Here is a 19,719-nt window from a genome sequence, read left to right on the forward strand (position 1 = left end):
TCGTGTTTGGAACGTCGCGGGGGACGCGACTACTTGGGTACGCGCGGCGTGTACTCGGTTTGCGAACGGAGCCGTCCCGACCCGCGCCAGTGGGGCCCGCCCGTCAGCCCGAGAGCATGCTGAACGCGGGGGCGAGCTGCTCCCGCCGCGTCACCCCGAGCTTCGCGTAGGCGCGGTACAGGTGCCCCTCGACGGTGCGCACCGAGACGGTGAGGCGCTCGGCGATCTCGCGGTCGCTCAGCCCCGCCGCAGCGAGCGCGGCGATCTGCCGCTCGCGCCGCGTGAGCGTCTTGGTCTCGGTCGCGGCGGCCGCGGCCCCCTCCTCGCCCAGCTCCGCGTCGCACTCGGCCTTCGCGGTCCATGCGGCCTTCGCCTCGCTGCGGCGCAGGTTCCGGTCGAGCACGCGCGAGGCCTCGGCGAAGCACTCACGGGCGTAGCGGATCGCGCCGACCGCCCGCAGCCACTCGCCCGTCTCCAGCAGGACCTCCGGCGTCCCGTCCGCGAGCGCCACGGCCAGCCGCCCCACGAGGTCTGGCCACGGGCCGCGCACGGCGCGCGCGGCCGCGAGCAATTCGTCGAACCGGTCCCTGCCCCCTGATTCGAACCAGAGGACCTCCGCCTGGAGCTCGACGTCGGCGCGCCCGCTCTCCGCGGCGTCACGGATGCAGTCGGCGAGGGCCTCTCGCGACTCCTCGGCGGGATTGACCACGAGCTCCGCCGCCGCGGCGAACACGCCCACGAGCGGGCGCAGGAACGCCGTCGTCGGCCGCTCGGGATCGAGCGCGTCGAGCAGGAGCGCCTCGGCGTCGTCGCGGTGGCCCAGGAGCGCGCCCGCGTAGGCGGCGATCGCCGCCGTGACGCACAGGACCTGTTGGGGGTCCCGCTCGCGGAGGCTGTCCACGGCGGGGACGAGCCGGGCCCACGCCTCGGCGTGCTTACCCTGGCGCAGGAGCGCGAGCCCGCGGCCGGACTCGGCGGCCGCGCCGACGGAGATGAGGCCCGCGTTGGATTCGGAGAGGAAGCGGCCGAGGGCGCGGTCGGCGGCCGCCCACTCCCCCGCCGCGCACGCGGCGAGGACGAAGCGGGCCGCCGCGAACCCGACGACGAACGGGTGCTCGGCACCGCCGACGGCGAGCCTCTCGAGCGCTGCCGCGACGACGGCCATGCCGCGGTGGGGCTCGCCGCGAGCGACGAGCAGCTCCGCCATGAGCGTGGCCCGCAGGACGTCCGCCGTGGCGTCGCCCTCCGGCGGTCCGTCGGCGGACGGTCTCTCAGCGGACGGTCTCTCGGCGGCGACGGGCACCCGTTCGGCGCCGGGACCGTCGCCGTCCTCCTCGAGCCACACGGCCACGTCCCGGTAGTCCCCCGCGAGGGTGTCCGCGAGGACCATGAGGAGACGCCCGACGGCGGCGGAGCCACCATCGACGGCGGAGCCACCGCCGACGGCAGAGCCACCGCCGACGGCAGAGCCACCGCCGACGGCGGAGCCACCCCCGACGGCCGTCGAGGCCGGGCCGCCGGCGTCGTCCGCCCCCCGCGGCCCGGCCTCGACGGCCGTCGCGACGAGCTCCTCCGCGTCCCGCCTGATCGCGGCCGGGTCATGGCCGAGCGCCGAGCGGCTCACGGCCCACAGGAGGCAGCCCGCGAGCCCCGGACGGACGCGCCCGTCGCGCCGTACTGACGGCTCGAGCATGGCGGCGGCCTCTGCGTACCGCCCGCGGTTGTAGGCCACGCACCCGAGGACCTCCTGGGCCGCGCCGCGCAGCTCCGGGTCCTGAACGGCGCCGGCCGCACGCACGGCGAGGGAGTTCTCGAAGAGGCGGACCGAGAGCTCGGCGGCCTTGAGCAGGGTCGCGTCGTCCATCCCGAAGCCGCAGTCGAGGGCCCACGAGACCGCCCGCAGGAGGCCCTCGGCCGTCGCCGTCTGCTGCGTCACGTACCCGGTCGCATACTGACGCAGCTGCACCGAGCGGGCGAGCGGGATGAGCTTGACCATCGCGTCCCCGTACATCGGGTGGCGGAGGCGCAGGACGCCGTCGGGGCCGTCCGGCGGCCGGATGATGCGCTTGGCCACGAGCTGGCGGACGACGTCGGGACCGCAGTGGCGCTCGACGAGCTCGAGCGGCGCCGGCTCGGCCACGACGATGAGGCTCAGGGCATCGCGCTCCTGCGGCGTGAGGCGCGTGAGCTGTTCCCGGGCGAGCCCCACGAGCCCGTCTCCCCGGCGCGTGAGCTCGCCGGTGAGGACCCACGTGCCGCCGCGCAGTTCGAGCGAGCCGGCACGCCGGGCCTCGTCGACAAGCTGGCCGAGCACGAGCGGATTGCCCTCCGACTCCCGCCAGAACAGCTGCACGACCGAGGGAAGGAAGCGGCCCAGGAGCGTCGACTCGAGGTACTCGGTGGCCTCCTCGAGGGTCAGCGGCGCGAGGTCGACGCGTTCGACGCCGCCGTCGAGCCAGAGTTCGAGGAGCGGCCTGGGCAGGGCCGCGCCGCTCGGGGAGGCGATGATGGCCTTGGCCCAGCGCGCGCCGAGGAGCTCCGCGACGATCTCGCTCGAGGCGGAGTCGAGCTCGTGGGCGTCGTCGATGACGAGCAGGAGCTCGTGCTGGCGGCCCCGCCGCAGCGTCTCGACCTCGCGCCAGAAGGCCCGCAGCACCGCCACGCGCGAATCGGCCTGCTCGGCGGGGAGGCCCCCCAGGAACGGGGCGAGGACCCCGAACGGGACCTTGCCCAGAGCCGGGCTGCCGTGGATGCGCAGCGGCTCCATCTCGTCCCCGAGCGCCCTGGCCGCCGCCTCGAGCAGCACCGACTTGCCCGCGCCCGACTCGCCCATGACGAGCACCGCCGCCGTCCCACGCCGGCGCAGCATCTCCGCGCAGTGATCCGTGTCCTTGGTCCGCCCGAAGGTTCGTTCCGTCTTCATCGCCGCCCCCTCACAGCACCTCTGAGAGCTCGGTGCGCGTCGACACCGCGAGCTTCGCGAACACTTGGTAGAGGTGCCCTTCGACCGTGCGCACGCTCAGCCCCAGGTCCTCGGCAATCTGCCGGTTGGACGTGCCGCGCGCGGCGAGGATCGCGACCTCGCGCTCGCGCACGGTCAGCACGGGCAGGGCGCGGCTCGGCACGACCGGCAGCACGGGCACCCGACCGGCGAGCCGGTCGAGGCGCGCCTGCATGATGCGGGCGGCCACGGCGTCCTCGGAGGCACGCGAGCAGTCGATGCCGACGGCGACGCAGCGGGCCTCGAGCGAGTCGAGCTCGAGGCTCGCGGCGATGTCGGCGGCGCCCGTGAGGTCCGGAAGGCTGCCCGTGCGGCTCCCGCGTGCGAGCAGCAGGCCGAGCTTCGCGAAGGCGCCCTGGCGGTGGGTGCACACGTCCTCGAGGAGCTCGAGCACGTCCTCACCCGCCCCGACGCTCGCGCCCACGAGCTTGACCCCGGCCCTGGTCCAGCGCTCCTTGCGGATGTCCTCGCGCGCGGACTCGATGAGCCGGCCCGCGGCGTCCGCGTCGCCGATCCAGTGGCGGGCCATCTCGGCGCAGAACTCGATCGAGGCCTGCGTCGCGTAGCTGCACACGCCGGACCACGAGTCGAGCTTCGCGAGGTATTGACGCGCCGAGGCGGCCTCGCCCTGCTGCGCGTAGGCGAGGGCGGTGGCCGCGTAGGCGGAGCCGAGCGTGTTGAGGACGGGGTACTGCTCGAGCATCGCGATCGCGGACAGGAGCGAGGGCACGGCCTCGTGGCCGCGGCCCGCATAGACATAGGCGATGCCGATCCCGAGCTCGACGGCCGCTCCCATGCTCTTGGTCCTGGCCAGGGGCCACGACGGCGAGCCCCGCAGGAGCGCGAGGCACTGGCGCCAGTGCCCGTTGAGCAGCAAGACGCTGAACCCGCGCACGGAGAACTCCTGGCGGGCCCGGGCGGCGCCGAGCGAGGTGTCGAGCTCGCTCGCGACCTCGTGCATGAGCGCGAGGCCCTCCTGCTCGCGCCCCATGACGGTGCGGGCCTCCATGAGGATGCACTGGAAGACGACCCGCAGCTCGGGGTTGGCCACCTCTGGGGCGGCGACCACCGCCTCGAGCCGGTCGATGATCTCCGCGAACTCTCCGATGAACGCGAAGTGCTCGAACTCGGCCAGGTCCAGGATCTCGGCCGCACGCCTCAGCTCGAGGCCGTCGGTTTCCCTGGCCGTGGCGCGGACCGTCAGCGCGGCCCTCGCCTCGTCGATCATCGCCGGGATGCTCTTGCTGGAGCCCTCGATCCACGACATGGACTCGGCGCGCGCTGCCACGTAGCGCGCGAGGTCGGACGGGGACTCGGCCTCGAGCTCAGCCTCGGTGACCTCGTCGAGGTAGGCGAGCGCCTGGCGCGGGAGCTGGAGGATCTGCGACGCGCGGGCGCGGAGCCGCTGGACCATCCCCCAGGAGCCGGGTTCGCGCTCGACCCCCTCCAGGCACTCGAGCGCGAACTGGGGGTCGAAGAGGCGCAGCGACGCGGACGCCGCTGCAATGGCGTGGCGGACGGGCAGGATCGCATGGCACTCGCGGGTCCACGCGGCGAAGCCCAGAAGCTCGACGGTCGAGAGGACCTCGAGCGGCGGCGTGCTGTCGCCGAGGAGCATCTGGCGCAGCTGGCGCCGCCGCGGCACCGAGAGCCAGCCGCGCACGACGTCGCCGACGAACGGGTCGGTGAGCGAGACCGAGTGCCGCCCTCCCTCGTCGACCGTGATGAGGCCGGACTCGTCCATGTCCGCCACGACCGCGGGGCTGAAGACGGCGGTGAGCCCCTCGAGCGGCATCCGCCGGGCGCAGGCGAGTGCCTCGATGACGGTCTGCACCTCGGCGGGCTCGCGCTCGAGGCGCGCGCGCACGAGGTCGTCGAGCTGCCGGCTCCCGCTCGTGTCTGCGTGGGGCGCGAGGGTCCACACGCCGTTGGCGGGGCGCAGGCCGCCCGTCTCGAGGAGCTCGGAGACGCTCAGCAGCAGGATCTGCGGGTTGCCGCGGGAGAGGGCGTGCAACTGCAGGCCGACGGTCCTCGGCACGAGCCCGCCGAGCAGTTCGCCGACCGCCTCGAGCGTCGCCTCCGGGGAGATCGCGGTGAGCGGGATGTCCCGCAGGCGATCCTCGGTGAGCATCCAGTGGAAGTCAGGCGGGAGGTCGCTCGTCCGGTCCGCGACGATGACGAGCTTCGCCGTCCCCGTGATCATGATGTTGATGAGGGTCGCGGTGCTGAGCTCGTCGAGGTTGTTGGCCGTCTCGAGGGCGAGGACCGTCTGCTTGCCGCCGGCGTCAGCGGCGAGGATCTGCAGGATCCCCCGCATCGTCGAGCCCGGATCGGCCTGGGCATCGGGAGGCAGGCGCGCGAGCAGGAGGGCGAGCGCACCGTAGGGCGTCTCCCTCCCCACGATCGTGCTCCGCAGGCGCACCGCGTGCATCGAGCCCTCGACATCGGCGAGCAGGGCCGATGCGACGGCGGACTTGCCGAGCGTGTTCTCCCCCGAGATGACGATCCCGTAGCTGCGGGGATCGGCCAGGACGGCGGCTCCCTGGGTGATCTCGCGATGGCGCACGGTCCTGGCCCAGCGCAGCCTGTCACTCGCGCGCATCTTCGCGCCGCGGACCAGCTCATCGGCATCCGACAGGCCTGCTGCCAAACCCTCATCACCTCCGCCCCCAGCGTCGGCACGTCTCCTCAGACGTCGCTGGGGGACACGATACATCGGGCCCTGCGACAGAGGCAGAGGCCATGGTCACTACCGGACGGTAGCGCACCATGCGCGCAGGACGCCAGAACCTGGGAGGCTCAGCCCTTGGCAGGATGGAACTTTTGCTGTGCGGCGGGCAGGCCCTCGGTGAGGAGCATCTCGGCGGCGTCGGCCGCCTCGTCGAGGAGGAACGGCAGCTCCTTGCGCTCGGCCGCGCCGAAGTCCCGCAGCACGAAGTCGGCAGCGTCCATCCGGCCCGGCGGCCGGCCCACGCCCACGCGGACCCGCAGGTAGTCCTTCGTGCCGAGGGCCTTGGAGATGTCGCGGAGGCCGTTGTGGCCGCCCTCCCCTCCCCCGAGCTTGAGGCGGACCGTGTTGAAGGGGATGTCGAGCTCGTCGTGGACGGCCACGACGTGGTCGGGCGAGATGCCGTAGTACTTGGCGAGGGCCGAGGCGGGGCCGCCCGAGACGTTCATATAGGTGAGCGGCTTCGCGAGGACGACGCGCGGGCCGCCGATGCCGAGGCGCCCCTCGAGGACGGCCGCGCGGGCGCCCTTGTGCGAGGCGAACCTGCCGCCGACGCGGCCGGCCAGCTCGTCGAGCACCATCTGGCCCACGTTGTGGCGGTTCTGGCTGTACTCGGGCCCTGGGTTGCCCAGGCCCACGACGAGCCACGTCTCAGTCATGTTCTCTCCTTGGACACTCGCCTGAGCGCAGAAGGCGGCCCGCCCCGGCTGGGACGGGCCGCCTCGAACGCTCGAAACGCTCGATGCTCGAAACGAGAGACTACTCGGCAGGAGCCTCGGCCGGGGCCTCCTCGGCTGCGGCCTCGGCCGCGGCCTCGGCGGGAGCCTCCTCCTCGGCCACCTCGAGAGCCTCGGAGACGTTGACCACGAGGGTCTCGGGGTCGGTCAGGAGCGTGACGCCCTGGGGCAGCACGATGTCCGAGGCGTGGACGTGCTGGCCGGCCTCGCGGCCCTCGATGCTGACCTCGAGGGCGGTCGGGAGGTGGGTGGCCTCGGCCTCGACCGAGACCGTGACGGCCTCCTGGTTGGCCACGGCGCCCGCGGCGACCTCGCCGTTGACGTGCACGGGGACGTCGACCGTGACCTTCTCGCCGCGGCGGACGGTGAGGAGGTCGATGTGCTCGATGGCCTGGCGGACGGCGTTGCGCTGGATGTCCTTGACGATCGCAAGGTGCTCCTCGCCCGCGATGTCGAGGGTCAGGAGCGCGTTGGCGACGCGGACGGCGAGGGTGGTCTCGCGGCCCGGGAGGGCGACGTGGATCGGGTCGGCGCCGTGGCCGTAGATGACGGCGGGGATCTTGCCGGCGACGCGGGCGCGGCGGGCGTAGCCCTTGCCGAATTCGGTGCGCAGCTCGGCTGCGAGCTTCTCGCTCATGAGGGTCTCCTTCGGTTCTTGAGTCGTTGGCGCGAGGTCTGCACGACCTCCAGCGGCCAGCCCGGGGGCATCGCGAAGGAGTTCTCAGACCCAGTCGATCACGGAGCGGGCGCTCCCTCGCCAAGGTTCGCCGTCGAGTCTACCAGCCCGGAAGAGCAGCGCACGACGGCGAGGCTCACCGCCGTGGTGATCCTCGCCGTCGTGCGCTGCTCGCCGCCGCTGAGCTGCGCTGGGCGCTCAGCTCCGGCCGTCGAAGAGGCTCGTGACCGAGCCGTCGTCGAAGACCTCGTGGATCGCGCGGGCGATGAGCGGGGCGATCGAGAGGATCGTGAGCTGCTCGAAGCGCTTCTCCGGCGGGACGGGCAGGGTGTTGGTCACGACGACCTCGCGCGCGCCGGACTCGGCGAGCCGCTGCGAGGCCGGGTCGGAGAACACGGCGTGGGTCGCCGCGATGATGACGGACCGGGCGCCGGCGTTCTTGAGCACGGCGACGGCGCCGGCGATCGTGCCGCCGGTGTCGATCATGTCGTCGATGAGCACGCAGTCTCGGTCCTCGACCTGGCCGACGACCGTCTTGGACACGGCGGAGTTCGGCACGTTGACGTCGCGCGTCTTGTGCACGAACGCGAGCGGCGCGCCGCCCAGCCGCTCGGCCCACTGCTCCGCGACGCGCACCCGGCCGGTGTCGGGCGAGACCACGGTGACCTTGTTGAGGTCCACGCGGGTACGCACGTAGTCAGCGAGGAGCGGGATGGCCATGAGGTGGTCGACGGGACCGTCGAAGAAGCCCTGGATCTGCGCGGTGTGGAGGTCGACGCTCATGAGCCGGTCGGCGCCGGCGGTCTTGTAGAGGTCGGAGACGAGGCGGGCCGAGATGGGCTCGCGGCCGCGGTGCTTCTTGTCCTGACGGGCGTAGGGGTAGAAGGGCGAGACCACCGTGATCCGCTTCGCGCTCGCGCGCTTGAGCGAGTCGATCATGATGAGCTGCTCCATGATCCAGTTGTTGATCGGCGCCGGGTGCGCCTGGATCACGAACGCGTCGGTGCCGCGCACGCTCTCCTCGAACCGGACGTAGGTCTCGCCGTTGGCGAAGTCGTAGGCCGAGGTCGGCAGCAGCTCGGTGCCGAGCTCCTTGGCGATCTCCTGCGCGAGCTCCGGGTGGGCCCGCCCGGAGGCGAGGACCAGCCGTTTCTCGCCGTGGGCCGTGATCTCGGTCATCTACTTGCCTTCTTCTTTCTTCAGGGGGGATGCGACGGAGGAAGGTTCGGGGTTGCCCGCGGCAGAATCAGGAACAGCGGCGCGGGCCCGCGCAGCAGCCTCGGCAGATGGCGAGCCGGGCCGGTGCGCCTCGGTCCAGCCCTCGGCGTTGCGCTGGGGGGCGATGGAGAGGGCGAGCGCGCCCGCGGGGACATCCTTGCGCACGACGGCGCCCGCGCCCGTGTAGGCGCCGTCGCCGACGGTCACGGGGGCGACGAAGACGGTGTTGGACGCCGTGCGCACGTGCGCGCCGATCACGGTGCGGTGCTTGTGGACGCCGTCGTAGTTGGCGGTGATGTTGCCGCAGCCGATGTTGGTGCCCTCGCCGACCTCGGCGTCGCCGACGTAGCCGAGGTGGGAGAGCTTGGCGCCGCGGCCGATCTCGGCGTTCTTGGTCTCGTAGAACGCTCCGATCTTGCCCTCGGCCCCGAGCCGCGTGCCCGGGCGGAGGTAGGTGAACGGGCCCACCGTGGCTCCGGGGCCGATCTCGGCCTTCGTGCCGTCCGTGCGCTTGACTGTCGCGCCCTCGCCGACGACGACGTCGGTGAGCGTCGTGTCGGGGCCGATGACGGCGTCGCGCTCGACGACGGTCGCGCCGTGCAGCTGCGTGTTCGGCTTGACGGTGACGTCCTCGGCGAGGCGGACGGTCGCGTCGATCCAGGTCGTGGCCGGGTCGACGACGGTCACGCCCGCGCGCATCCAGGCCTCCACGGTGCGCCGGTTGTGCTCGCGGGCGAGGGCCGCGAGCTGGACGCGGTCGTTGGCGCCCTCGACCTGCCAGCGGTCGTGGGTCGCGACGGCCTCGACGCGGCCGCCGGCCTCGCGCGCGATCATGAGGACGTCCGTAAGGTACTTCTCGCCCTGGGCGTTCTCGGTCGTGACCTTGCGCAGAGCCGTCCGGAGCGCCTCCGCGTCGAACGCGTAGATGCCCGAATTGACCTCCCGGACGGCGCGCTCGGCCGGGGTCGCGTCCTTGTGCTCGCGGATGCCCGCGACCGTGCCGTCCTCGCCGCGCAGGATGCGGCCGTAGCCGGTGGGGTCGTCAAGGACCGCGGTCAGGACCGTCACGGCGTTGCCGTCGGCCTCGTGCACCGCGACGAGCTCGGTCAGCAGCTCCGTGGTCAGGAGCGGGACGTCGCCGTAGGTGACCACGACGGTCCCGGTGAGTCCGCTGTGGTCACCTGCGGCCGCCTGCTCGGCGTCGAGCGCCTCGAGGGCGACCTCGACGGCGCGGCCGGTACCGGGGACCTCGTCCTGGTCGACGATGAGGATGCCGGGGTCGAGGGCCGCGATGTGCTCCGCCACGAGGTCCCGCTCGTGGCGGACGACGGCGGCGAGCCGCCCGGGCGCGAGCCCGGCGGCGGCCGCGAGGGCGTGCGCGACCATGGAGCGCCCACCGAGCGGGTGGAGGATCTTCGGGGTCCGGGACTTCATGCGCGTGCCGGCGCCGGCCGCGAGCACGATCACCGCCGCGGGATGCGGCCCCTCCGGTCTCTGCGCTTCCGGCGCCTGTGGTGCGGGTGCGCTCTGTCCGGGGATGTCCGCATTCACTGTCGCTGGCTCTCCTGGTCGATCGGCTCCGGCGTGTGGCTGCTCGCCATTCTATCGACGGCCCACATCGGGCCCCTGACGGGTCCCGCCCGTGCGCGCGTCGACGGCGGCGCCACGTTCCGCCCCTAGGATTCGAACCTAGACTGCACGGCTCCAAAGGCCGGCGTGCTGCCGTTACACCAGGGCGGAGTGCAGTGCGTCCGGCGGGCCCGCGGGCGGGCGCGCGCAGAACGCAGCGGCACAGTGCTCAATTCTGCCACGGATGGGCTACTCGAGGATCTCAGAGGCCTCGAGCCAGGCCAGTTCGAGCTCCTCCTTCTGCGCGACGAGGTCCTGAAGCTCGGTGTTGAGCTCGCCCAGCCGCGCGTAGTCCTCCGCAGAGGCCGCCATCTGGGCGTGGAGCTCCTCCTCGCGCTGGGCGATCCTGCCCAGCTGGCGCTCGATCCTGGCGAGTTCCTTCCGCGCTTCGCGCTTCTGAGCCTCGCTGAACCGGGACGGGGTCGCGGCGGCCGCGCCGGCGCCTCCTCCGGTGCCCGAGGCCGACGCCGGGGCCGCACCCGAGGTGCCCGTGGCACCGGCCAGCGACCCCCCGCCGTCGTTCGCTGCGCCCGTCGCCCCTGCCAGGGCCGCCTCGCGGAGGGCGAGGTACTGCTCGACGCCGCCGGGCAGGTCGCGGATGCGGCCGTCACCGAGGAGGGCGAGCTGGTGGTCGGTGACGCGCTCGAGGAGGTAGCGGTCGTGGCTCACGACGACGAGGGTGCCGGGCCAGCCGTCGAGCACGTCCTCGACGGCCGTCAGGGTGTCGGTGTCGAGGTCATTCGTGGGCTCATCGAGCATGAGCACGTTGGGCTCGCCGACGAGCAGGCGCAGGAGCTGGAGGCGGCGCCGCTCGCCGCCGGAGAGCTCCGAGATCCGCGTCCACTGCTTCTCGTTCGTGAAGCCGAGCTGCTCGACGAGCTGGCCGGCCGTGAGCTCCTTGCCGCCGACTCTGACGGTCTGCTTCTCGCGCTGGATGAGCTCGACGACGCGCAGCTCGGCGACGTCGTCGAGCTCGCGGACCTCCTGGCTCAGCACCGCGGGCACGACCGTCTTGCCCCGCCGGACCCGACCCGCCGTGGGGGCGATGTCGCCCGAGAGGAGCCGCAGGAGCGTCGACTTGCCCGCACCGTTGACGCCCACGATGCCGACGCGCTCCCCGGGCGCGAGGCGCAGGGTGATGCCGTCGAAGAGGGGCGCGTTCCCGCCGTCGTCCGCGCCGCCGTCCTGACGCGCGTACGCGAGGCTCACGTCCTCGAGGTCGATCACGTCCTTGCCCAGGCGCGCCGTCGCCATGCGGGACAGGGCCACGGTGTCGCGCGGCTCGGGCACGTCGGCGATGAGCGCGTTCGCGGCCTCGATGCGGAACTTGGGCTTGGACGTGCGGGCGGGCGCGCCGCGGCGCAGCCACGCGAGCTCCTTCTTCATGAGGTTCTGCCGCTTGGACTCGACGACGGCGGCCGCGCGGTCGCGCTCGGCGCGGGCGAGGACGTAGGCGGCGTACCCACCGTCGAACGGGTCGACGATCCCGTCGTGGACCTCCCACGTGTCGGTGCAGACCTCGTCGAGGAACCAGCGGTCGTGGGTCACGACGAGGAAGGCGCCCTCGTTCGCGCGCCAGCGGGTCTTGAGGTGCCGCGCGAGCCATGCGACGCCCTCGACGTCGAGGTGGTTCGTGGGCTCGTCGAGCATGATGACGTCGTGCGGCTCGATGAGGAGCTTCGCGAGCGCGACGCGGCGCTTCTGGCCGCCCGAGAGGGAGCGGATCCGTGCGTGCCAGTCGACGTCCTCGACGAGGCCGCCCATGATGTCGCGGATCGCGGGGTTCGACGCCCACTCGTAGTCGGCGCGGTCGCCGACGATCGCGGCGCCGACCGTGAGGTCGGCGTCGAGCACGTCGCCCTGGTCGAGGTAGCCGATGTTCACGTCGCGGCGCTTGGTGACGCGGCCGGCGTCGGGCTCGAGCCGCTGGGCGAGCAGGCGCATGAGTGTGGACTTGCCGTCGCCGTTGCGGCCCACGACCCCGATCCGGTGGCCCTCGTCGAGCCCCACCGTGACGCCGTCGAGCACCGTGCGGGTGCCGAAGGAGATGGAGAGGTTCTCACCGCCGAGCAGGTGTGCCAAGGGATGCGTGTCCTTAGAGTGGGCCGGAAAAAATGGACTACAGCAGGGTATCGCTCAGGATCCTCGCCCCAGGAACCGGGCCGTGCACCGCGAGGGCCTCGACGCCGCGGTGGGCCAGGGCCTCGACGAGCCCGGCCGCGGCATCCCCGTCCGGCGCGAGGAGGGCGACGGTGGGCCCGGACCCGGAGACGAGGGAGGCGAGCGCGCCGTGCGAGTCCGCCCAGCCGAGCGTCTCGCGCAGGCCTGGGGCGAGCTGGATCGCGGCGCGCTGGAGGTCGTTGACGAGCAGGTGGGACAGGCGGGTGGCGTCGGCGCTGCGCAGGGCCGCGAGGATCTCGGGTTCGACCTCGGTGGGCTCGGGCGCGGCGATGCCCTCGGCGTCCCGGAGCCGGTCGAGCTCGGCGAAGACGGCCGGGGTGCTGAGGCCGTAGTCGGCGGGGACGAGCACCCAGTCGAGGCGCTCGGTGGCGAGCGCGGGCGAGAGCCGGTCCCCCACGCCGAGGCCGACGGCGGCGCCGCCCAGGAGCGCGAACGGCACGTCCGCGCCGAGCTCGGCCGCGAGGTGCGCGAGCTCCTCCTTGGACAGGCCGCTGTCCCATAGGGCGTCGCACGCGAGGAGGGTCGCGGCGGCGTCGGCCGATCCGCCGCCCATGCCGCCGGCGACCGGCACGCGCTTGGTGATCTCGAGGTGCACGCCCGTGGCCCTCTCGGACACGTCCGCCATGAGGCGCGCGGCCCTGACGGCGAGGTTGCTCTCGTCGAGGGGGATCTCGACGCCCTCGAGCTCCAGGGTGCTCTCCGGGCTCAGGCTCACGGTGATGCCCGGCTCCAGCGTGCTCGTGGCCGTGACCTCCTCGAAGAGCGAGACGGCGAGGTACACGCTCGCGACCGAGTGGTAGCCGTCGGGCCGCAGCGGGCCGACCTGGAGCGAGACGTTGACCTTCCCGGGGGCCTTGGCTCGCACGGAGCGCTGCCGCCTGGGCTGGCCGGTGCCGAGCCCTGGGGGTGGTGTGTGCATGCCCCCCACGCTAGCGGCCGGCCCCCGGAACCGGCTCATCGGACGGTGCGCCGGCCGGGTCCGATGCCGTCCGCTGCTCGGCGATCCGCGCGAACTCCGCGATGCCGAGGACCTCGCCGCGGGCCTTGGGGTCGATGCCGGCGGCGACGAGGATTCGTTCGGCCTCGGCGCCGCTGCCTGCCCAGCCCGCGAGGGCCGCGCGGAGGGTCTTGCGGCGCTGGGCGAACGCGGCGTCGATGACGGCGAACACCTCGGCGCGCGTCGCCGTCGTCCGGGGCGGCTCGGTGCGGACGAAGCCCACCAGGCCCGAGTGGATCTTGGGGGCGGGCCAGAAGACGTTCATGCCGATCACGCCTGCCTTGCGCATCGTGCCGTACCACGCGGCCTTGACGCTCGGGACGCCGTACACCTTCGAGCCGGGCTCCGCCGCGAGACGGTCCGCGACCTCCTCCTGCACCATGACGAGGCCGTGCCGCAGGCTCGGGAAGTGCTCGAGCAGGTGCAGCACCACGGGGACGGCGACGTTGTAGGGGAGGTTCGCGACGATCGCGCTCGGCTCCTGGGGCAGTCCGGTCACTTTGAGCGCGTCGGAGAGCACGAGGTCGAAGCGGCCGACGGCGTCCGGCCGCCACCGGGCGACCGTCGCGGGCAGGCGCCCGGCGAGCACGGGGTCGATCTCGATCGCGACGACGTGCTCCGCGGCGTCGAGCAGCCCGAGGGTCAGCGAGCCGAGCCCGGGCCCGACCTCGAGCACCGTCTCCCCCGGCTCGAGATGCGCGGCGGACACGATGCGGCGGATCGTGTTGCCGTCGATCACGAAGTTCTGGCCCAGCGTCTTCGTGGGCCGGATCCCGAGCTCTCCCGCGAGGGCGCGGATGTCGGCGGGGCTGAGCAGATCACGGCCGTCACGGGAGCCTGGTGCGTGCGTCACCCGAGCATCCTACCGACGCGGGCACCCGCCGAGGCGCGCCAAGGCCCCGGCCGGGCAGGATCCCGGCCGGGGCCATTGGCGTTCGTCTCGCCGGCCTCAGCCGCCGACGACGTGGCGGCAGCCCCACGGGGCGAGGCTGGCGTTCGTCTCGCCGGCCTCAGCCGCCGACGACATGGCGGCAGCCCCACGGGGCGAGGCCGGCCTTGTCGTAATACGTATTGGCGACGGCGATCTGCTGCTCCTTCGTCGCGAGCGATGCGTTCGGGGCGTACTGCCCGCCGCCGTTCGCGAGCCAGGAGGGGATGTCGAACTGGAGGCCGCCGTAGTAGCCGTTGCCGGTGTTGATGTTCCAGCGCCCGCCGGACTCGCACTGGGCGATGGCCTCCCACATTGCGAGGCGGTCCATGGGCGGCGCCGCGGCCCCGGTGTTCTGGCTCTTGGGCTTGGTGCCGACGAGGACCTTCTCCGCGACGGGCTCCTTCGTCACCTTCTCGGAGACGAGCGTGCGGGTGGCCTCGCGGCCGTCGAGGGTCACGACGCGGTACTGCTTCTCGACCGTGCCCGCGACGCCCTTCTGGACGACCTTGGTCTCGCCCTGGGTCAGCTCGGCAGACTCGGTCTTCTCCGTGCTGAAGGGGAGCGTCTCGCTGACGACGGGGGCCTCGGAGACGTCGACGCGCGTGAGCTTGAGGGTCATGTTCGCCACGACCGGGGAGTTGCCGGGGACCGAGATTCGGTCGCCCGGGCCGGGGGTGATCTCGAGCTCCGTCAGGAGCTCGGCGACGGTCGCCGCCGTCGTCGTGCGCGTCACCGGGTGGCCGTCGACGACGACGGTGACGTCCTTCGGCGTCGTGATCTCGACGACGGTGCCCTGGGTCGCGAGCTGGGTGCCGCCGTCGAGCGAGACGACGGCGCTCGAGGCGACCCCGAGCTCGGCAACGAGCTCGTCGACGTTCGCGCCGGTCGTCTCGACGGTGCGCTCGGCCCCGTCGAGCTGGACCGTGACCTGCTTGGCCCGGCTGACGGTGATGACGGAGCCGTTGGCCAGCGAGGTGTCGAGGGACGGCGTGATGCGGTCGCCGTCGGAGACCTCCACGTCTGCGCTGTCGACGATCTGGCCGACCGTCCCCGCGAAGGTCGTCACGGTGCTGGCCTGCCCGTCCACGGTCAGCGTGACGGTCTTGCTGTTGGCCACGAATGCCGTGGTCCCGAGGACCAGGGCGGCCACCACGGCGGCCTGCCCGGCGATCTGGACGGGCGAGCGCTTGGGGCGCGGTGCGGTCGGCGTCGTCAGTGCGCGGTGCGCGGAGTTTCTCTTCACAGGGGCCCGATCGTCGGTCGACCCGGGCACGGCGGGCGACGGACGGGGCGGCACAGGCGTGGCTCATCAGTCCGACGTCGTTGACGGAGGACTGAGCGCCAGTGCTGCTTTCCCGCCCGGAGGAGCACTGGCCGGATGGCCGAGGGCGAGCGTCCGGCGGCCTTCCCCGACCCCGGCTATTGGACCCACTGTAATCAAAAAGTTATGCAGGGCCAAACCAGGTCACAGAATGATGACGGACTGGGAATGTTCAGTCCCAGCTGCCGTAGGCCTCCTCGGTGTTGGCCGTGAGCCGCCCGCACAGCTCGGCAAGGTCGGCGCCGAGCTCCTCGGCCATGGCGCGGACCGTATACGGGACCATGTAGCTCGCGTTGGGCCGGCCCCGGTACGGATGCGGCGTGAGGAACGGCGAGTCCGTCTCGACGAGGAGGCGCGAGGGGTCGGCGACCGCGAGGGCCCGGCGCAGGTCGTCGGCGTTCTTGAACGTCATGGTCCCGGAGAAGGACATGAACCAGCCGTGTTCGTTGCACACGCGGGCGAGCTCCTCGTCGCCCGAGAAGCAGTGGAACACGACCCGGTCGGGCGCGCCCTCCTCCGCGAGGACGCGGACGACGTCGTCGTGCGCGTCCCGGTCGTGGATCTGGAGCGTCTTGCCCAGCCGCTTCGCGAGGTCGATGTGCCAGCGGAACGAGTCGAACTGGACCGTGAGGGCCTCGCCCTTCGTGCGGAAGAAGTCGAGCCCCGTCTCGCCGATGGCCCGGACCCGGGGGTGGGCCGCGAGCGCCTCGATCTCGGCGTAGGCGGCCTCGAGCTCGCCGCGCGCCGCGTAGCGGGGGGCGTCGTTGGGGTGGAGTGCGACGGCGCCGAGCAACCGGGCGTCCGCCTCGACGGCCTCGACCGTGAAGCGGGACGAGGGGAGGTCGCAGCCGACCTGGACGGCACGGCCCACGCCCACGGCCTCGGCGGCGTCGAGCGCGTCGCGGACCCCGACCTCGACGAGCCCGTCGCGGAAGTTCAGGTGGGTGTGGTTGTCCACGACCGGCACGGGCAGGGGCTCGGGGGCGGGCGGATAGTCGAGCCGGCGCCGGCGCCCCTCCTCGTCCGTCGCGGACCGCCGCTCGCCCCGGCCTGCGGTGCCGTCCGCAGCAGTGCCGTCAGCGCGCGTGTCGGCGTCGTCGTCGGTCCAGCGGTAGGCGGCGGGGGGCAGGGAGGCGCACATGGCCTCCACTCTAGCCATCCGGCGCGGCTGGGCTCCGATGACGGGAGTGCCTGCCGCGTTCGCAGGCTGCCGAGGAATTTGTCGTAGATGATGTCTAGATATCGCAGCGCACCCCCATTATCATCGAACAAAGATTCGACAACTGGGAGGGCGCAGGTGACTGGCACGGGCACCGCCGTGGACGCACGGCCGGAGACGCTCCCCGCGTTCACTTCGCGCGACGCGGCTGTCCTGCGCGGATCGCTGTGGATCGACCCTGACACCCTCGCCGGCCCCGGGGGCACCGCACGGGCGCTGAAGGCCCTGGCCGACTTCGATGCCTACACCGCGGCCCTGAGGGCGTTCCTCGTGAACTTGCTCGGCCAGCAGATCGCCGACGAACCGCTCGAGGGCCGCCAGGGGCAGCCCACCCGACTGGGCGGGGACCTCGGCCACGCCGTGACCGTCTCGGAGGTGGCCCTGCTCCAGGGAACGTCCGAGGCCGCGGCCGCCCGGACCGTGAACTTCTCCGACGCGCTCGTCGCGGTCCACCCCGCCGTCCACGAGGCGCTCCTCTCCGGCGACATCACCGAGGCCCACGCCAAGGTCATCGTCGAGCAGGCCTCGACCCTCCCCGAGGAGGCCGCCGAGCCCTTCGGGCTCGAGGCCCTGGCCCGCCTGCGTACCCGGAGGGGCCACCTCCGGACCCCGGGCGAGCTCCGCGCCATCGTGCGCGCCCTCCGGGAACGGCTGCACCCGGAGTCCATCACGAAGCGGCGGATCCGCGCCCAGGCCGACCGCGGGGTCTGGTTCCAGGCCGAGGACGACGGAATGTGCACGCTGACCGCGCTCCTGCCGGCCGAGATCGGGCTGGCCGCCTACCAGCGCATCGACGCCATCGCCCACGCCGCACACGGGAAGGACGGCGAAGCCCGCACCACACCCCAGCTGCGCGCCGACGCCCTCGCCCAGGCCCTGCTCACCGACGCCCCCGCCGGACCCAACGACGGACCCCAGGCCACGCTCGTCGAGGCCGTGTATCCGACGCCTGTCCCGGTGCCGGAGGGTCTGGCGGATCTCGTCCGGGCGGAGATCGTGGTCCACCTTCCCGCGGCCGTGCTGCTCGGAGCCTCCGACGATGCCGCCGAGCTCGAGGGCTACGGCGTGATCGACGCCCAGACAGCCCGGGAGCTCGCCGCGGCCGCGCCCACGTGGCAGCGGATCTGGACCGACGCCGACGGCGTGCCCGTCCGGCTCGGCAGAACCGCGTACCGCCCCCCGGAACCGCTCAGAAGGTTCATCCGGTACCGGGACGGCGTGTGCCTCGTGCCCGGGTGCACGTGCGCCGCCCGGCGCGCGGAGATAGACCACACCATCGAATGGCAGGACGGCGGCCCCACCGACGCCGACAACCTCACCCTCCTGTGCCCGAAGCACCACGCGCTCAAGTCCCTCGCACTCTTCACCCTGCGCCGCAAGGCAGAACAGGAGGGCGCCGACCCCTCCGCGCCGATCAGCGGCGAACTCCTGTGGCGCACGCTCCTCGGCTTCGAGCACCCAGCCGAACCCCTCGACAGAAGCCACATCCTCGGCCCCCTGCGCGAGAGCATCCCAGACCCCCGCGCCCCAGAGCCCGACACCCCAGAGCCCAGCACCCCGGAGCCCAGCACAGTGGACCCCGCTCCCGAACCCACAATCCCGAGCCCACCGCCGGACCCCACAGACCACGAGCCGCCCCGGCGGGAGGAACCCGCGCCGCCCCAACCGCCACCGTTCTAACCCGAACCGCGGCGGGCCTGAACCGCCGCGGGCCCGAACCGCGGCGAGACCGGTGCGCAGCCGCGAGACCGGTGCTGGAAGGGCCGGTCTCGCAGCCAAGAGCCGGTCCCGCACTGAGACCGGCCCTCCCCCACGGCTCTGGCAGCCGGCCACAGCACAGACGAGCGGCACAGACCACGCCACGGACCGGGCCCAGCTCGGCGGAGCCCCCCACGCCGGGTGCCCGTCCGGCGGCCAGAAGGTAACGTAATTCATAGCGTGACCTGGGTCACGAGTGCATTTCCCAGGAGGGGGACCCATGGACGTCCACCACAGCGGCCAGGCCGGGATCGGCGAGCACGTCACCGCCCTGCGCCCCGTCCGCAGGCCGGGCCACGGCGCGGCCGGCTCCCCCGCGGGCGCCTCCGTGGACGCAGAGCCCATGGATCCGGAGCGCTTCGGCTCGCTGTGCACGGGCATCCTCGCGGCAATCGGGCAGGTCATGGACGGCCAGTCGGAGGCCGCCGAGCTGGCCCTCACGGTGCTCCTCGCGCAGGGGCACCTCCTCGTCGAGGACGTTCCGGGGGTGGGCAAGACGATGCTCGCCAAGACCCTCGCGCGCACGATCGACTGCACGGTCAGCCGGATCCAGTTCACGCCCGACCTCCTGCCGAGCGACGTCACGGGCGTCTCGGTCTACAACCAGGCCACACGGCAGTTCGAGTTCCGGCCCGGCGCGGTCTTCGCGAACATCGTGATCGGCGACGAGATCAACCGCGCCTCCGCCAAGACGCAGTCCGCGCTGCTCGAGTGCATGGAGGAGCACCAGGTCACGGTCGACGGCACCTCCTACGCCCTGAGCGAGCCCTTCATGGTCGTCGCCACCCAGAACCCGATCGAGATGGAGGGCACCTACCCGCTCCCGGAGGCGCAGCGGGACCGCTTCATGGCGCGCATCTCCATGGGCTATCCTGACGCGGCCGCCGAGGCCGAGATGCTCGAGAACCACCAGTCGGTCTCGCCGCTCGTGAGGCTCGAGCCCGTCGTGAGCGAGGACGACGTCCGGGCGATGGCCTCGGCCGTCAGGGCCGTGTTCGTCTCGGCCCCCGTCAAGGAGTACACCGTGGCCCTCGGGCGGGCGACGCGAGCGAGCGAGCGGCTGCGGCTCGGGGCGAGCCCGCGCGCCGTCCTGCAGCTCCTGCGCGCCGCGAAGGCCCGCGCGGCCCTCTCAGGCCGCGACTTCGTCCTCCCCGACGACGTCGCCGCGATGGCCCCGGCCGTGCTCCCCCACCGGCTCGTCCCCGACCGCAGGGCCGCCGGCAGCGGCCTCACTCCGGCGGCGATCCTCGAGGGGATCGTGGCCTCGGTGCCCGTGCCGACACCCGGCGCGCCCTCCCCGCGGCGCAGGAGCTGAGGGAGGCG

General features: G+C 72.9%; 13 protein-coding genes and 1 tRNA gene. 2 read left to right on the forward strand and 12 right to left on the reverse strand.

Annotated elements, in window-relative coordinates; genetic code table 11:
- Nucleotides 1–103: 103 nt before the first annotated feature.
- The 12 genes from BV907_RS13500 to BV907_RS13555 form a co-directional block, all read right to left on the reverse strand.
- Nucleotides 104–2,923: a helix-turn-helix transcriptional regulator gene (locus BV907_RS13500; RefSeq protein ID WP_077490268.1), complete on the reverse strand. Its 2,820-nt coding sequence runs from the start codon at nt 2,921–2,923 to the stop codon at nt 104–106.
- Between the two features lie 10 nt (nt 2,924–2,933).
- Nucleotides 2,934–5,651, reverse strand: a complete 2,718-nt coding sequence (locus tag BV907_RS13505; protein WP_077490269.1) for a LuxR family transcriptional regulator — start codon at nt 5,649–5,651, stop codon at nt 2,934–2,936.
- Between the two features lie 149 nt (nt 5,652–5,800).
- Entirely contained in the window at nt 5,801–6,388 is a 588-nt protein-coding gene (gene pth, locus BV907_RS13510) for an aminoacyl-tRNA hydrolase (RefSeq protein WP_077490270.1), read from the reverse strand.
- A gap of 100 nt (nt 6,389–6,488) precedes the next feature.
- Nucleotides 6,489–7,103 carry a 50S ribosomal protein L25/general stress protein Ctc gene (locus tag BV907_RS13515; RefSeq protein ID WP_077490271.1) on the reverse strand — a complete coding sequence of 205 codons (615 nt, stop codon included), beginning with the start codon at nt 7,101–7,103 and terminating at the stop codon, nt 6,489–6,491.
- A gap of 237 nt (nt 7,104–7,340) precedes the next feature.
- Nucleotides 7,341–8,321 (reverse strand): ribose-phosphate diphosphokinase, encoded by a 981-nt coding sequence (locus BV907_RS13520; protein WP_077490272.1) that lies wholly within the window; start codon nt 8,319–8,321, stop codon nt 7,341–7,343.
- Nucleotides 8,322–9,827, reverse strand: coding sequence for a bifunctional UDP-N-acetylglucosamine diphosphorylase/glucosamine-1-phosphate N-acetyltransferase GlmU (gene glmU, locus BV907_RS13525; protein WP_281250873.1), 1,506 nt, complete (start codon nt 9,825–9,827; stop codon nt 8,322–8,324).
- 201 nt (nt 9,828–10,028) lie between these two features.
- A tRNA-Gln gene (locus BV907_RS13530) sits at nt 10,029–10,100 on the reverse strand.
- 78 nt (nt 10,101–10,178) lie between these two features.
- Nucleotides 10,179–12,071, reverse strand: a complete 1,893-nt coding sequence (locus BV907_RS13535; protein WP_077490273.1) for an ABC-F family ATP-binding cassette domain-containing protein — start codon at nt 12,069–12,071, stop codon at nt 10,179–10,181.
- 37 nt (nt 12,072–12,108) lie between these two features.
- Nucleotides 12,109–13,089, reverse strand: coding sequence for a 4-(cytidine 5'-diphospho)-2-C-methyl-D-erythritol kinase (locus BV907_RS13540; protein ID WP_077490460.1), 981 nt, complete (start codon nt 13,087–13,089; stop codon nt 12,109–12,111).
- Between the two features lie 10 nt (nt 13,090–13,099).
- Nucleotides 13,100–14,020 (reverse strand): 16S rRNA (adenine(1518)-N(6)/adenine(1519)-N(6))-dimethyltransferase RsmA, encoded by a 921-nt coding sequence (gene rsmA, locus BV907_RS13545; RefSeq protein WP_077490274.1) that lies wholly within the window; start codon nt 14,018–14,020, stop codon nt 13,100–13,102.
- Nucleotides 14,021–14,177: 157 nt separating this feature from the next.
- Complete coding sequence (locus BV907_RS13550) at nt 14,178–15,341, reverse strand: resuscitation-promoting factor (RefSeq protein ID WP_245827978.1); 1,164 nt, start codon at nt 15,339–15,341, stop codon at nt 14,178–14,180.
- Nucleotides 15,342–15,591: 250 nt separating this feature from the next.
- Nucleotides 15,592–16,560, reverse strand: coding sequence for a TatD family hydrolase (locus BV907_RS13555; protein ID WP_245827979.1), 969 nt, complete (start codon nt 16,558–16,560; stop codon nt 15,592–15,594).
- A gap of 156 nt (nt 16,561–16,716) precedes the next feature.
- Here BV907_RS13555 and BV907_RS13560 point away from each other — a divergent pair, with 156 nt between their 5' ends.
- Together BV907_RS13560 and BV907_RS13565 are read left to right on the forward strand one after the other, a co-directional pair.
- Nucleotides 16,717–18,318: an HNH endonuclease signature motif containing protein gene (locus BV907_RS13560; RefSeq protein WP_175637465.1), complete on the forward strand. Its 1,602-nt coding sequence runs from the start codon at nt 16,717–16,719 to the stop codon at nt 18,316–18,318.
- A 298-nt stretch (nt 18,319–18,616) separates the two neighbouring features.
- The gene (locus tag BV907_RS13565) at nt 18,617–19,711 is read left to right on the forward strand and encodes an AAA family ATPase (protein ID WP_077490277.1); all 1,095 of its coding nucleotides are present in this window, start codon (nt 18,617–18,619) and stop codon (nt 19,709–19,711) included.
- Nucleotides 19,712–19,719 lie beyond the last annotated feature (8 nt).

The sequence above is a fragment of the Sinomonas mesophila genome, assembly GCF_001999765.1.
Taxonomy (GTDB): Bacteria; Actinomycetota; Actinomycetes; order Actinomycetales; family Micrococcaceae; genus Sinomonas; species Sinomonas mesophila.